The organism is Klebsiella sp. PL-2018 (assembly GCF_019048985.1).
Classification (GTDB): Bacteria; Pseudomonadota; Gammaproteobacteria; order Enterobacterales; family Enterobacteriaceae; genus Klebsiella; species Klebsiella michiganensis.
In genome coordinates, this window is sequence record NZ_CP077673.1 from 4660855 (window position 1) to 4675166 (window position 14312).

A 14312-nucleotide genomic window follows, 5' to 3' on the forward strand; every position below is an offset into this window, starting at 1 on the left:
GCGACCGGGGAAAAACCTATAATAGCCGGCCCATTTTCAGCACGGCGGCGACGTTTCTCGCCGTCATACGCACGTTTTCGGCGGCATTTTCCAGTGCTTGCTCCAGGGTGCAAACTGAATAAATCACGCTGAATACCGCATCCAGGCCGTGCTGATGCACGACGCCGACGTCAGCCGTCAGGCTCCCGGCAATGCCGATGACCGGCAGGTTGTAGCGTTTTGCCACCCTCGCCACGCCAACCGGCACTTTGCCGTGAACCGTCTGGCTATCGATACGCCCTTCGCCGGTGATCACCAGGTCCGCATCCGCCACGATATCGGCAAGATGGAGGGCGTCGGTCACAATCTCAATGCCCGGCCGCAGCTTTGCACCGCAAAAGGCGTACAGGCCCGCGCCCATTCCCCCCGCCGCGCCGCCGCCTTCAAGATGCAGCACATCAAGTTCTAAATCGCGATGGATAATATCGGCAAAATGGGCCAGCGCGTTGTCCAGGCAGGGGATCATCTCTGCCGTCGCCCCTTTCTGCGGCCCAAATACCGCCGTCGCGCCCTGTGGTCCCGTCAGCGGGTTGGTAACATCGCAAGCGACGTCAATACGACAGCCGGCCAGGCGTTTATCAAGTTCGCTAACGTCGATGCGCGCGAGGCTCTCCAGCGCGCGTCCGCCGGCGGCAATCTGCTGGTTATCTTTGGTCAGCAGTTTCGCCCCCAGCGCCTGTACCATCCCGGCGCCGCCGTCGTTCGTCGCGCTGCCGCCGATGCCGATAATAATTTGGCTCACTCCGGCATCCAGCGCATGGCGAATCAGCTCGCCGGTCCCCCATGAAGTGGTCAGCAAAGGATTTCGCCGCGCCGGCGGTACGCTCTCCAGGCCGCTTGCCGCCGCCATTTCAATAAACGCGCACTGCCTGTCGCCCGACAGGCCATAAAAGGCCTCCACGGGTTCACCGAGCGGACCGGTGACGGTGACCGCAATCCGGCATCCCTGGGTCGCGGCAACCATGGCTTCAACGGTTCCTTCGCCACCGCCGGCAACCGGCAGCTTAACGTACTCCGCATCGGCGTAAATTTCCCGAAAACCTTGTTCTATCGCGGTTGCGACATCCAGCGCACTCAGGCTCTCCTTGTATGAATCCGGTGCGATCACTATCTTCATATGCTGTCCTTAAAATGAACGATTACCCGACGCCGTGCAGGAAACCGGTCCCCGAAGGGACCGGTATTTCTTTAGCGCACCATGCACGGACGCTTGTTATCAAACGTCCAGTTCGGGATCAAATACTGCATGCCCATCGCGTCATCGCGCGCGCCCAGGCCGTGTTTCTGGTACAGCTCATGGGCTTTCATCACCCGATCCATATCGAGCTCCACGCCCAGACCCGGTTTCGCCGGTACCTGTACCATCCCGCCTTTAATTTCAAAGGGCTCTTTGGTCAGACGCTGGTTACCCTCCTGCCAGATCCAGTGGGTGTCGATGGCGGTAATTTTACCCGGCGCTGCCGCTGCCACGTGGGTAAACATCGCCAGCGAGATATCAAAGTGGTTGTTAGAGTGCGAGCCCCAGGTCAGGCCAAACTCGTGGCACATCTGCGCCACGCGGACGGAACCCTGCATGGTCCAGAAGTGCGGATCCGCCAGCGGGATATCGACGGACTGCAGCGACAGCGTGTGGCCCATCTGACGCCAGTCGGTCGCGATCATATTGGTCGCCGTCGGCAGGCCGGTGGCGCGGCGGAACTCCGCCATCACTTCGCGTCCGGAGAAGCCCTGTTCTGCGCCGCACGGATCTTCCGCATAGGCCAGAGAGCCTTTCAGGTATTTGCCAATTTTGATCGCTTCATCCAGCGACCACGCGCCGTTCGGATCGAGGGTCACGCGCGCCTGCGGGAAGCGCTTCGCCAGCGCAACGATGGACTCCGCTTCCTCTTCCCCGGCCAGTACGCCGCCTTTCAGTTTAAAGTCATTAAAGCCATATTTCTCATACGCCGCTTCCGCCAGGCGCACCACCGCATCCGGGGTCATCGCTTCATCATGACGCAGGCGATACCAGTCGCATTTGTCATCGGGCTGGCTCTGATACGGCAGCGGCGTGGCTTTACGGTTACCGACGAAGAACAGGTAGCCGAGCATTTCCACTTCGCTGCGCTGTTGGCCATCGCCCAGCAGAGACGCCACGTTCACGCCCAGATGCTGGCCCAGCAGGTCAAGCATCGCCGCTTCGATCCCGGTCACTACGTGAATTGTGGTACGCAGATCGAAGGTCTGCAAACCGCGTCCACCGGCGTCGCGGTCGGCGAAAGTATTGCGCACGGCGGTCAACACGTTTTTGTATTCACCCAGCGTCTTACCGACCACCAGCGGGATCGCGTCCTCCAGGGTGGTGCGGATTTTCTCTCCGCCGGGGATTTCACCGACGCCGGTATGGCCGGAATTATCTTTGATCACCACGATATTGCGCGTGAAGAACGGGGCGTGCGCGCCGCTCAGGTTCATCAGCATGCTGTCGTGGCCCGCGACCGGAATGACCTGCATAGAAGAAACAACGGGGGTCGAAAATTGTGCGCTCATAATTTAGTCCTTATTCAAATCAGTGACGGCCGAAAACGGGGCGTTTACGGTCAAAAGTCCATCCGGGGATCAGGTACTGCATTGGGCCTGCGTCATTACGCGCGCCGCCGGGCAGCTTTTTATACGCCTCATGCGCTTTCTGTACCTGCTCCCAGTCCAGCTCAACGCCAAGTCCTGGCGCGTCCGGAACAGCAATTTTTCCGTGCTTAATCTCCAGCGGATTTTTGGTCAGGCGGCAATCTCCCTCCTGCCAAATCCAGTGGGTATCGATGGCCGTGGGGTTACCCGGCGCCGCCGCGCCGACGTGGGTGAACATGGCCAGTGAAATATCAAAGTGGTTATTGGAATGACAGCCCCAGGTCAGGCCCCAGTCATCGCACAGCTGCGCCACGCGCACCGCGCCGGACAGGGTCCAGAAGTGCGGATCGGCCAGCGGAATATCCACGGCGTTCAGCATCACCGCATGGCCCATTTCGCGCCAGTTGGTGGCGATCATGTTAGTTGCCACCGGCAAACCGGTGGCGCGGCGGAATTCCGCCATCACTTCGCGGCCGGAAAAGCCCTGCTCGGCGCCGCAGGGGTCTTCGGCGTAGGTCAGCACATCGTTCAGCCCTTTGCACAGGGCGATGGCTTCATCCAGCAGCCAGGCGCCGTTAGGGTCGACCGTAATGCGCGCATCCGGGAAACGCTTCTTCAGCGCGCGGGCGGTTTCGATCTCCTGCTCGCCGGGCAGCACGCCGCCCTTGAGTTTGAAATCTTTAAAGCCGTAGCGATCCTGCGCGGCTTCCGCCAGCCGCACCACCGCCTCGCTGTTCAGCGCTTCCTGATGACGCAGGCGATACCACGCGTGGCTGCCCGGCGTGCTTTCCAGATAGGGCAGATCGGTCTTCGTACGATCGCCCACGTAGAACAGGTAGCCCAGCACGGTCACCGCATCGCGCTGCTTGCCCGGCCCCAGCAGTTCGCAAACCGGCACGTTGAGCGCCTTGCCCAACAGATCCAGCAGCGCAGCCTCCAGCGCCGCCACCGCGTTCACCCGCAGTTCGAACGTCCAGGCGCCTTTACCAAAGGTGTCAAAATCCGCGGCCTGGTTGCCTTTATGCACCTGCTGAACCACTTTATTCAGGCGGGCGATTTCCTGCCCCAAAACCATCGGGATCGCCTCCACCAGCGTCTGATAAATCACCTCGCCGCCGGGCGCTTCGCCGACGCCGGTATTGCCGGCGCTGTCGGTCAACACCACGATATTACGGGTAAAGTACGCGTTATGGGCACCGCCGATATTGAGCAGCATACTGTCCTGCCCGGCAACCGGGATAACCTTCATGTCCGTGATAACGGGGCTCGATTGCGTTGTCATGATGATTGTCCTGCCACAGGTTTCAGTTCAATACGCTTAATATCGCCGACCAGAACCAGATAGCTCAGCACCGCCACCAGCGCATGGACGCCCACATAAATCAGCGCGCCGTTAAACGAACCGGTGGTGCCAACGATGTAGCCAATCGCAATTGGCGTCACGATGCCGGAGATATTGCCGAACATGTTGAACAGACCGCCGCTCAGCCCGCTGATCTCTTTCGGTGCCGTATCAGCCATGACCGCCCAGCCCAGCGCGCCGATGCCTTTACCGAAGAAGGCCAGCGCCATAAAGCCGATGATCATCCACTCCACGTTGACGTAGTTACAGAACACCATCACCATCGACAGCAGCATCCCCATCACGATCGGCGTTTTACGCGCGATGTTCAGCGAGCCGGTACGACGCATCAGCCAGTCGGAAATAATCCCGCCGAGCACGCCGCCCGCGAAGCCGCAGATAGCCGGCACCGAAGCGACAAAACCGGCTTTCAGAATGGACATGCCGCGCGCCTGCACCAGATAAACCGGGAACCAGGTGATAAAGAAATAGGTTAAAGCGTTAATGCAGTACTGTCCGATATAGACGCCAATCATCATGCGGGAGCCCAGCAGCTGCTTAATTTGCCCCCATTTTACGCTAAACGGCACCTTAGCTTTGGCCGCCGCCTGATCCATGTTGATCAGCGCGCCGCCAGCGGCGATGTAATCGAGCTCTTTTTGGTTCACGCCCGGATGCTGGTTGGGTTCATGAATGACCTTCAGCCAGACAAAGCTGATGATAATCCCGAGTCCGCCCATAAAGAAGAACACGTGCGACCAGCCCACCTCATGGGTCAGCCAACCCATGATTGGCGCAAAAATAACGGTGGCAAAGTATTGCGCGGAGTTAAAGATAGCCACCGCGGTGCCCCTCTCCTGCGCCGGGAACCACGCCGCGACGATACGGCTGTTTCCGGGGAAAGATGGCGCTTCGGCCAGGCCGACAAGGAAACGCAGGGTAAACAGCGCGACGATAATGCCGAAGCCGCTGAAGATATCGACGAAGCCCTGCAGCAGGGTAAACATGGACCAGATAAAAATGGACCAGAAGTAGACGCGTTTTGAACCGAAACGGTCAAGCAGCCAACCGCCCGGGATTTGGCCGATCACATAGGCCCATGAAAACGCGGAGAAAACATACCCCATGCCAACGGCGTCAAGACCAATATCTTTGGCCATCTCCGATCCGGCAATGGATAAGGTGGCGCGGTCGCCGTAGTTGAAGGATGTGACGATAAACAGCATCACCACTATCCAGTAGCGAGCATTGGTGCGCTTTTCAGCGCCGCTCGCCGCCTGACTTAATGAACTCATTGTTGCACTCCTGAATCATAGCGTTAGCTACGTTCATTCTGAACAGCACAACCTGTAGGGTACTCAGAATGACGTGTTAGTGTTTTTCATTGTTTTCGTTATATCTGGCACTGCATTGGGAACTGGCAGGGAAAGTATAAAAAGAGGGGCTGGCGGGCTCACCGTGCAAATACACAGCTTTCACCGGCTGAGTAAATGTGATTTATGGCGTATGCCTAATGAGATGGGGGATGGTTCACGGAAATGAAAAACCGCGCGCGTTCAGAGGCGGAAACGGCGGTGCAAAAGGCAGGAGTGTGAATCAACTCTCTTGACCCCGTGAAATAGCCCGGTAAAGGCCCTGGCATTACACAGGTTTTAAGGCAAATGCCCGAAGCCAGCCACGTGGAGAATTGGTACGATCTTTTTGACCGTTAATCTGGCTCTGGCATTGAACATCAGTAAAAAAGGAGCGCCCTCTAGTGTAGGGAGAGGGCGAAACTTTTTAATCGAGCAGCGACGCCCACTGCGTTACCCATGGGTTAGAGACGCTTTCGGGTTCCGGATCTTCGCTGGCGTCAATCATCAGCATCTCGCCAACGCGCGTGCCGCCCTGTTCCTGCAATAACGCATCAAACTTTAAGCCGCCGCCGCAGAAGTTAGCGTAGGTGCTATCGCCCAGGGCGATAATCCCATAGCGTAAATGCGGCTGATACATATCTTTGATGCCTTCGTACAAGGGCACGATACTGTCCGGTAAATCGCCCTGTCCGGTGGTCGATGTCACCACCAGCACATATCTACCGCTATACGACTCCCAGTCTTTGACCTCGGGATCCTCAAAGACTTTCGCCTGATGCCCCAGCCCGCTCAAAATAGCCTGCGCCTCTTCGGCGACCAGGAGCGAATTTCCATACATCGTGCCGACAAAAATTCCGACTTCTGCCATGACTATCTCCCTGAATTGACCTGTATCTCTTCATCCTGACCGCAGTCGTCGGCAAACTCAACCCTTTCATTTAGCGGGAGAAGGCCGCGCCAGCCAAACTGCGACAGCGCGCGCATCCAGACGTCGTCAAGACCGGCGCGAATAACCAACGGTTCGCCGGTAAAGGGATGCGTTAACGAGAGCTGGCTGGCGTGCAGCATCAGCCGATCGCAGCCAAAGTGCGCCGCCGCGCTGCGATTCTGCCGCAAATCGCCGTGTTTGCTATCGCCGATAATCGGATGGCGAAGATGGGCAAGATGGCGACGTAGCTGGTGTTTACGTCCGGTTTTCGGTTCAAGCTCCACCAGGCTATAGCGGGTCGTGGGGTAACGGCCGGTCGCCACCGGCATCTCTACCGTCGCCAGGCCGCGATAATGCGTCACCGCCGGCTGCGGGTCTTTATTTTCGCGGGCAAACTTATCGGCGATTTTATCCAATTCCTCAACCAGCGGGTAATCAAGCACCGCTTCGTCGCTCAGCCAGCCGCGAGCGATCGCATGATAGCGTTTCTGCATTTGATGCTGCTCGAACTGCTGCGACAGCAATCTTCCCGCTTCGCTCGACAGCCCCATCAGCAGCACGCCGGACGTCGGCCTGTCGAGGCGATGGGCGGTGAACACGTGCTGGCCTATCTGGTCACGCACGGTCTGCATCACCACCACTTTTTCATCACGATCCAGCCAGCTGCGGTGCACCAGCCAGCCCGATGGCTTGTTCACCGCGACCAGCCACTGGTCCTGATATAAAATCTCCAGCATCAGGCTTCGCCGCCGGCAAACAGCGCATCCAGCAGGACCAGTTCGGCCAGCACCCGCTCGCGCACGGGGTGAGCATTATCCAGAGCCATCTCATAATAGGGCGCAACGGCGAAGTTCTGCGGCAGCGGCGTTCCGCTTTCCAGAAGCTGGTGCATACGCGGAATCAATACCCACTGCAGCCATTCAAGCGGCTCCATGGTGTCGAGGCAAAACGGCTGTTCGCTGGCAAACGCGCGGCTATCGGGGGCACTATCCTGCCAGTGTTCCGTTTCGCGCAGCAGCGCTTCAATGGCGAGCAGGCGCTCGCGCACGCGATGGTCAAGAGTCATGGGAAACCTCGGTGAGTTAAAAACCGGCGCAGAATAGCAAATTCAGACGAGAAATAAAAAAAGGGAGCACTGTATAAAACAGTGCTCCCGGTTCGTTTTGCAGCAATCCAGCTACATTGGTGCTCCCTGCTCGTCCTTGAAAACTTTTCCTGAGGTCTCCTGACCATGTTCATCCATAAACAGTTGCATCCTGCTTTCACACCACCCCGATGCGAAATAACTCATCCTTAAGTCTGTCCTGATCTTCCTGATCCACCGAACGTCCCGCTCGGCTCTCGTTCTCCTTCCTGGAGGTGTCCTTTTACGCAATCCTGCGTTATCCTGTGCTTCATCCTGAAGCCTGTCCTTGCAACGCCATCCCGGCGGGTCCTGCAGAAGCGTCATCATCCTGATGTTCACTTCGTTTATCAACTCCCTGTCGATGTGTATAGAATCCCTGATTCCGCCCTGTCTTACAACCCTTGTTAAGACAATATCTTAAGATTAATCGTCAGTATCCTTAATGAGAAAATCATTAATCACTTGAAAAATATTATATTTCTTAAAATACGCCCCCTGAAGGATCGGCTTAAATGATGACGATCTCTTACAGGTCTTGTAAGAGATCTCTCACAAAAGTTTGGGTACTGTGGATTACAGAACTGGCTTAAGGGAATTAAGGAAACTCGCAAGCGAGGGAGAAAGGGTCGTCCGTTTTCGGGTGCCGAGGGTCTCTTTGATCACTTCACCGCTCATATTACAGACCGAAATGACCTCCAGTTCGCTGTCCAGCGTGGCGATAAACAGCGTGGGCGACAGCTTCAAACGCTTTTGCACCAGCAGATGACCAATCAGATTCTCCTGCACCCGCTGGAAATCATCCGGGCTCCAGGTTTGCAGCAGCGTCATGGTTTCATCGGCAGTTTCATCGGCAAAACGCGCCTGCATATCGCCGGCAAACTGAGTGGTATAATAAGCATGAAGCGGTTGTTGTACCACAATCTCCAGCGCCCGTTCAACCGCGTCAATATTTTGTGCTAATGAAAACGGCTGCGGCTGCCAGAAAACGCCGTCATCATCCGTGCCGTTGACGCACGGCGACGGGATACCGTAAAGCTCTTCGCTGCGCGGCAGGCTGGAGCGCTGCTGCTGCCACGCCTCACAATAACGTTGGGTAAATGCTTGTAGCGCTTCTGCGGTTTGCTGGTCCACCGGTTTCTCTCTTCACGTTAGACAGGATACACTTGGCATATAGTGTAACCGCTTTAACTATGGTGAAACATGTCTTCTTACGATAATCATCAGGCGCTGGCTGGCCTGACGCTCGGAAAATCAACCGATTACCGCGATACCTACGACGCAAGCCTGCTTCAGGGCGTCCCGCGCAGCCTGAACCGCGACCCGCTGGATCTGCACGCCGATAACCTGCCGTTTCACGGTGCCGATATCTGGACGCTGTATGAGCTCTCCTGGCTGAACGCCAAAGGCCTGCCGCAGGTCGCCGTGGGCCACGTGGAGCTCAGCGATACCACCGTAAACCTGGTGGAATCAAAAAGCTTTAAGCTCTATCTCAACAGCTTCAACCAGACGCGCTTTGCCGACTGGCAGGCGGTCGAGGCGACGCTGGCGCGCGATCTCAGCGCCTGTGCGCAAGGAGAAGTGAAGGTAGCGCTGTATCGCCTCGATGAGCTCGAAGGCCAGCCGGTCGCTCATCTGCACGGCACCTGCATCGACGACCAGGATATTGAAATCGATAATTACCAGTTCAGCGCCGATTATCTGCAGGACGCCGCGGCCGGCAAAGTGGTCGAAGAGACCCTGGTCAGCCATCTGCTGAAATCCAACTGCCTGATTACCCACCAGCCAGACTGGGGGTCGGTGCAAATCCAGTATCGCGGGGCGAAAATCGATCGCGAAAAGCTGCTGCGCTATCTGGTGTCATTCCGCCACCACAACGAGTTCCACGAGCAGTGCGTAGAGCGCATCTTCAATGACATTCAGCGTTTCTGCCAGCCGGAAGCCCTTTCCGTTTATGCGCGCTACACGCGACGAGGCGGTCTCGATATCAACCCGTGGCGCAGCAATACCGATTTTGTGCCGGCCACCGGTCGCCTCGCCCGTCAATAGTAAACATTTTCACAATTTGCGCGCGTTAACCCGCGCGCAAGGTTGTGAAAACGCCATCAGCAGGGCTATTGTAATCACAGGAAGACGATAATCGTCCTGTAAGGAGTTCACTTGATTACACATGTTAGCCCGCTTGGTTCAATGGATATGCTGTCGCAGCTGGAAGTGGATATGCTTAAACGCACCGCCAGCAGTGACCTGTATCAACTCTTTCGCAACTGCTCGCTTGCTGTGCTCAACTCGGGGAGCCTGACCGATAACAGCAAGGAGCTTCTGTCTCGTTTTGAAAACTTCGATATTAACGTGCTGCGTCGCGAACGCGGCGTGAAGCTGGAACTGATCAACCCGCCGGAAGACGCTTTCGTTGACGGGCGTATTATCCGTTCCCTGCAGGCCAACCTGTTTGCCGTACTGCGCGATATTCTGTTCGTCTACGGCCAAATCCACAATACCGTTCGCTTCCCGAATCTCGATCTTGAAAGCTCGGTACATATCACCAACCTGGTTTTCTCCATTTTGCGTAACGCCCGCGCCCTGCACGTCGGCGAAGCGCCAAACATGATTGTCTGCTGGGGCGGCCACTCGATTAACGAAAACGAATATCTGTACGCCCGCCGCGTCGGCACTCAACTGGGCCTGCGCGAACTGAATATCTGTACCGGCTGTGGGCCGGGCGCGATGGAAGCGCCGATGAAAGGCGCCGCCGTCGGCCACGCGCAGCAGCGTTACAGAGACAGCCGCTTTATCGGTATGACCGAGCCGTCGATTATCGCCGCCGAGCCGCCGAACCCGCTGGTGAACGAACTGATCATCATGCCGGATATCGAAAAACGTCTGGAGGCGTTCGTGCGCATCGCCCACGGCATCATCATCTTCCCGGGCGGCGTGGGCACGGCGGAAGAGCTGCTCTATCTGCTGGGCATTTTGATGCACCCGTCGAACAAGTCGCAGGTTCTGCCGCTGATTCTCACCGGGCCAAAAGAGAGCGCCGATTATTTCCGCGTGCTGGATGAGTTTATCGTCCATACGCTGGGTGAAGCCGCCCGTCGTCACTATCGCATTATCGTTGACGACGCCGCGGAAGTGGCCCGGCAGATGAAAAAAGCGATGCCGATGGTGAAAGAGAATCGCCGCGAGACCGGCGACGCCTACAGCTTCAACTGGTCGATGCGCATTGCGCCGGACCTGCAGATGCCGTTCGATCCGACCCATGAGAATATGGCCAACCTTAAACTCTATCCGGACCAGCCGGTGGAAGTGCTGGCAGCGGATCTCCGCCGCGCCTTCTCCGGTATCGTCGCCGGTAACGTTAAAGAGGTGGGTATCCAGGCTATCGAGAAATTCGGCCCGTATAAGATTCACGGCGACCCGGCAATGATGCGCCGCATGGACGATCTGCTGCAGGGCTTTGTGGCGCAGCATCGTATGAAGCTGCCGGGCGGCACCGCTTACATCCCCTGCTACGAAATCTGTTCCTGAGTTCTCTTCTGCTCTTCTCCCGGGCGGCGGCTTACGCCCCCGGGCTATTTCTCCCCGCCCGGGCGGCACTCTTTCTCCGCTTTTTCGCTTCTCCATTCGCCCGTATGCTTTCCAGATAAATCATTCCTTTTATGAATTTTTAGCATCGCCTTTACAAAAGCCAATCGTTTGCGTTTCCAAAAACTGCAATAAATATCACCAGGAAAAACGCCTTTTAACGTAAAAACGTCGAGAACTTCGCATTTTTACAGTAAAAACCTCGTTATTACGTCGCGCCACTATTCTCTCATATGCTGAAAATGATAGCCTCCGCGCCACAAATCTCTGGCTGATCACCAGAAACAGGCTGTTGGACTAAAATTGCTTACATTTAAAGTGGATTATTGCATTTGAGATCGCGATCACTGATGCATTCACCATATAAATGTATCTTCCCGCACCAATTGTTACGGAGAAAATGCCTAAAAAACCGTAAACAAACGAATTTCATATTATTTGGTCTTTTTTATTCAATAGATTTTGTTGCTTCCTCCAGGAGATACAGATGGAAACCACTCAAACCAGCACCATCGTTTCGGATGCTACCCGTAGCGGTTGGCGTAAGACGGACACCATGTGGATGCTGGGCCTGTACGGCACGGCTATCGGCGCGGGCGTCCTGTTTCTACCGATCAACGCCGGCGTCGGCGGTATGATCCCGCTGATCATCATGGCGATTCTGGCCTTCCCGATGACCTTCTTCGCCCACCGCGGGATGACCCGTTTCGTGCTGTCCGGTAAGAATCCGGGCGAAGACATCACTGAAGTGGTCGAAGAGCATTTCGGCGTTGGCGCAGGTAAGCTGATTACCCTGCTCTACTTCTTCGCCATCTACCCGATTCTGCTGGTCTACAGCGTGGCGATCACCAACACCGTGGAAAGCTTTATGCTGCACCAGCTGCACATAACGCCGCCGCCTCGCGCCATTCTTTCCCTGATTCTGATTGTCGGCATGATGACCATCGTGCGCTTCGGCGAGCAGATGATTGTGAAAGCGATGAGCGTGCTGGTGTTCCCGTTCGTGGTCGCGCTGATGATTCTGGCCTTTTATCTGATCCCGCAGTGGAACGGCGCGGCGCTGGAAACCCTCTCCCTGAGCAGCGCGACCGCGACCGGCAACGGCCTGTGGATGACCCTGTGGCTGGCGATTCCGGTGATGGTGTTTTCTTTTAACCACTCGCCGATCATCTCCTCCTTCGCCGTCGCGAAACGCGAAGAGTACGGCCAGGGCGCAGAGAAAAAATGTTCCAGCATTCTGGCCCGCGCGCACATCATGATGGTGCTGACCGTCATGTTCTTCGTCTTCAGCTGCGTACTGAGCCTCTCCCCGGCGGATCTGGCGGCGGCGAAAGATCAGAACATCTCGATTCTGTCTTACCTGGCGAACCACTTTAACGCGCCGATCATCGCCTGGATGGCGCCAATCATTGCGATGATCGCCATCACTAAATCCTTCCTTGGCCACTACCTGGGCGCTCGCGAAGGCTTTAACGGCATGGTGATTAAATCCCTGCGCGGTAAAGGCAAGTCCATCGAAATCAATAAACTGAACAAAATCACCGCCCTGTTCATGCTGGTCACCACCTGGATTGTGGCGACGCTGAACCCCAGCATCCTTGGGATGATCGAAACCCTGGGCGGCCCGATTATCGCGATGATTCTGTTCCTGATGCCGATGTACGCGATTCAGAAAGTCCCGGCGATGCGTAAATACAGCGGCCACGTCAGCAACGTGTTCGTGGTGATTATGGGCCTGATTGCTATCTCCGCGATTTTCTACTCTCTGTTTAGTTAATATCCCCCGCGCCGCCTGACGGCGGCGCTCCCGACAGCACTGGATGCATCATGATCAGCGTATTCGATATTTTTAAAATCGGCATTGGCCCTTCCAGCTCCCACACCGTTGGACCGATGAAAGCGGGCAAACAATTCACGGACGATCTTATTGAGCGCGGGCTGCTTTCCGAGGTAACCAAAGTCGTCGTCGATGTCTACGGCTCCCTTTCCCTGACGGGAAAAGGCCACCATACCGATATCGCGATTATTATGGGCCTGGCGGGCAACCTGCCGGATACCGTCGACATCGACGCGATTCCCGGCTTTATCCAGGACGTCAACACCCATGGCCGCCTGATGCTGGCAAACGGCCAGCAGGAAGTGGCGTTCCCGGTCGATCGGTGCATGAATTTCCACGCCGACAACCTGTCGCGGCATGAGAACGGCATGCGTATTACCGCCCTCGGCGGCGAGAAGGTTCTCTACAGCCAGACGTATTACTCCATAGGCGGCGGGTTTATCGTCGATGAAGACCATTTCGGCGTGACCCGCGAAGCGCCGGTCGCCGTACCTTATCCGTATAAAAACGCCGCCGATCTGCAGCGCCACTGCCGCGAAAGCGGGCTATCGCTCTCCGGGCTGATGATGCAAAACGAGCTGGCGCTACACAGTAAAGAAGCGCTGGAGCAGCATTTTGCCGCGGTCTGGGAAGTGATGAGCAGCGGAATTGAGCGCGGCATCACCACCGAGGGGGTTCTGCCGGGCAAGCTGCGGGTGCCGCGTCGCGCCGCCGCGCTGCGCCGGATGCTGGTAAGCCAGGACAACACCAACAGCGACCCGATGGCGGTCGTTGACTGGATTAACATGTTCGCCCTGGCGGTTAACGAAGAGAACGCCGCCGGCGGACGCGTCGTGACCGCGCCGACCAACGGCGCCTGCGGTATCGTACCTGCGGTGCTGGCCTACTACGACAAGTTCATCCGCAAAGTGAACGCCAACTCGCTGGCGCGCTATATGCTGGTCACCAGCGCCATTGGCTCGCTCTATAAGATGAACGCCTCGATTTCCGGCGCCGAAGTGGGCTGCCAGGGTGAAGTCGGCGTAGCCTGTTCAATGGCGGCGGCCGGTCTGGCTGAACTGCTTGGCGGCAGTCCGGGTCAGGTATGCATCGCGGCGGAAATTGGTATGGAGCACAACCTCGGTCTCACCTGCGATCCGGTTGCCGGCCAGGTGCAGGTGCCGTGAATCGAGCGTAACGCTATCGCGGCGGTCAAGGCGGTCAACGCCGCGCGTATGGCCCTGCGCCGCACCAGCGAGCCGCGGGTGTGCCTCGATAAAGTCATCGAGACCATGTACGAAACGGGCAAAGATATGAACGCCAAATATCGTGAAACCTCGCGCGGCGGCCTGGCAATGAAGATTGTCGCCTGCGATTAACGCCCCTCTCCCGGTATGCTGCGGCATACCGGGCTTCCTTTCCCTACCCTCCTCCTTCATTTATGTTATATAAATGATAATTTAGTTATTTATTAGTTATAAAGACGATTTGTTACCTTACGGAAAAACCGCTCAAGG

The 14312-nt window shown here is 56.7% G+C and carries 11 protein-coding genes and 1 pseudogene; 4 read left to right on the top strand and 8 right to left on the bottom strand.

Annotated elements, in window-relative coordinates:
* Positions 1–16 precede the first annotated feature (16 nt).
* From MKleb_RS21845 to syd, 8 genes are all read right to left on the bottom strand, one after another.
* Positions 17–1156 carry a glycerate kinase gene (locus tag MKleb_RS21845; protein WP_217076188.1) on the bottom strand — a complete coding sequence of 380 codons (1140 nt, stop codon included), beginning with the start codon at positions 1154–1156 and terminating at the stop codon, positions 17–19.
* A 71-nt stretch (positions 1157–1227) separates the two neighbouring features.
* Entirely contained in the window at positions 1228–2568 is a 1341-nt protein-coding gene (gene gudD, locus MKleb_RS21850) for a glucarate dehydratase (protein WP_014226600.1), read from the bottom strand.
* Positions 2569–2587: 19 nt separating this feature from the next.
* Positions 2588–3928, bottom strand: coding sequence for an enolase C-terminal domain-like protein (locus MKleb_RS21855; protein ID WP_014226601.1), 1341 nt, complete (start codon positions 3926–3928; stop codon positions 2588–2590).
* Positions 3925–5283, bottom strand: a complete 1359-nt coding sequence (gene gudP / locus MKleb_RS21860) for a galactarate/glucarate/glycerate transporter GudP (RefSeq protein ID WP_004124361.1) — start codon at positions 5281–5283, stop codon at positions 3925–3927. The genes MKleb_RS21855 and gudP overlap by 4 nt, the downstream gene beginning before the upstream one ends.
* Before the next feature lie 484 nt (positions 5284–5767).
* Positions 5768–6211 (bottom strand): flavodoxin, encoded by a 444-nt coding sequence (locus MKleb_RS21865; RefSeq protein ID WP_014226602.1) that lies wholly within the window; start codon positions 6209–6211, stop codon positions 5768–5770.
* Positions 6212–6213: 2 nt separating this feature from the next.
* Positions 6214–7008, bottom strand: coding sequence for a tRNA pseudouridine(65) synthase TruC (gene truC, locus MKleb_RS21870; RefSeq protein ID WP_032720181.1), 795 nt, complete (start codon positions 7006–7008; stop codon positions 6214–6216).
* Positions 7008–7337, bottom strand: a complete 330-nt coding sequence (locus MKleb_RS21875) for a YqcC family protein (RefSeq protein ID WP_014226604.1) — start codon at positions 7335–7337, stop codon at positions 7008–7010. The genes truC and MKleb_RS21875 overlap by 1 nt, the downstream gene beginning before the upstream one ends.
* Positions 7338–7970: 633 nt before the next feature.
* The gene (syd, locus tag MKleb_RS21880; RefSeq protein WP_014226606.1) at positions 7971–8528 is read right to left on the bottom strand and encodes a SecY-interacting protein; all 558 of its coding nucleotides are present in this window, start codon (positions 8526–8528) and stop codon (positions 7971–7973) included.
* Positions 8529–8597: 69 nt separating this feature from the next.
* Here syd and queF point away from each other — a divergent pair, with 69 nt between their 5' ends.
* The 4 genes and pseudogenes from queF to MKleb_RS21900 all read left to right on the top strand — a co-directional run bounded on the left by queF (position 8598) and on the right by MKleb_RS21900 (position 14174).
* The gene (queF, locus tag MKleb_RS21885) at positions 8598–9443 is read left to right on the top strand and encodes an NADPH-dependent 7-cyano-7-deazaguanine reductase QueF (RefSeq protein ID WP_004853651.1); all 846 of its coding nucleotides are present in this window, start codon (positions 8598–8600) and stop codon (positions 9441–9443) included.
* A 111-nt stretch (positions 9444–9554) separates the two neighbouring features.
* Complete coding sequence (ppnN, locus tag MKleb_RS21890; protein ID WP_004853652.1) at positions 9555–10922, top strand: nucleotide 5'-monophosphate nucleosidase PpnN; 1368 nt, start codon at positions 9555–9557, stop codon at positions 10920–10922.
* 544 nt (positions 10923–11466) lie between these two features.
* The gene (locus MKleb_RS21895) at positions 11467–12756 is read left to right on the top strand and encodes an HAAAP family serine/threonine permease (RefSeq protein ID WP_004124376.1); all 1290 of its coding nucleotides are present in this window, start codon (positions 11467–11469) and stop codon (positions 12754–12756) included.
* Between the two features lie 50 nt (positions 12757–12806).
* Positions 12807–14174 (top strand): annotated as a pseudogene (locus tag MKleb_RS21900) (L-serine ammonia-lyase).
* The last annotated feature ends 138 nt before the right edge of the window (positions 14175–14312 follow it).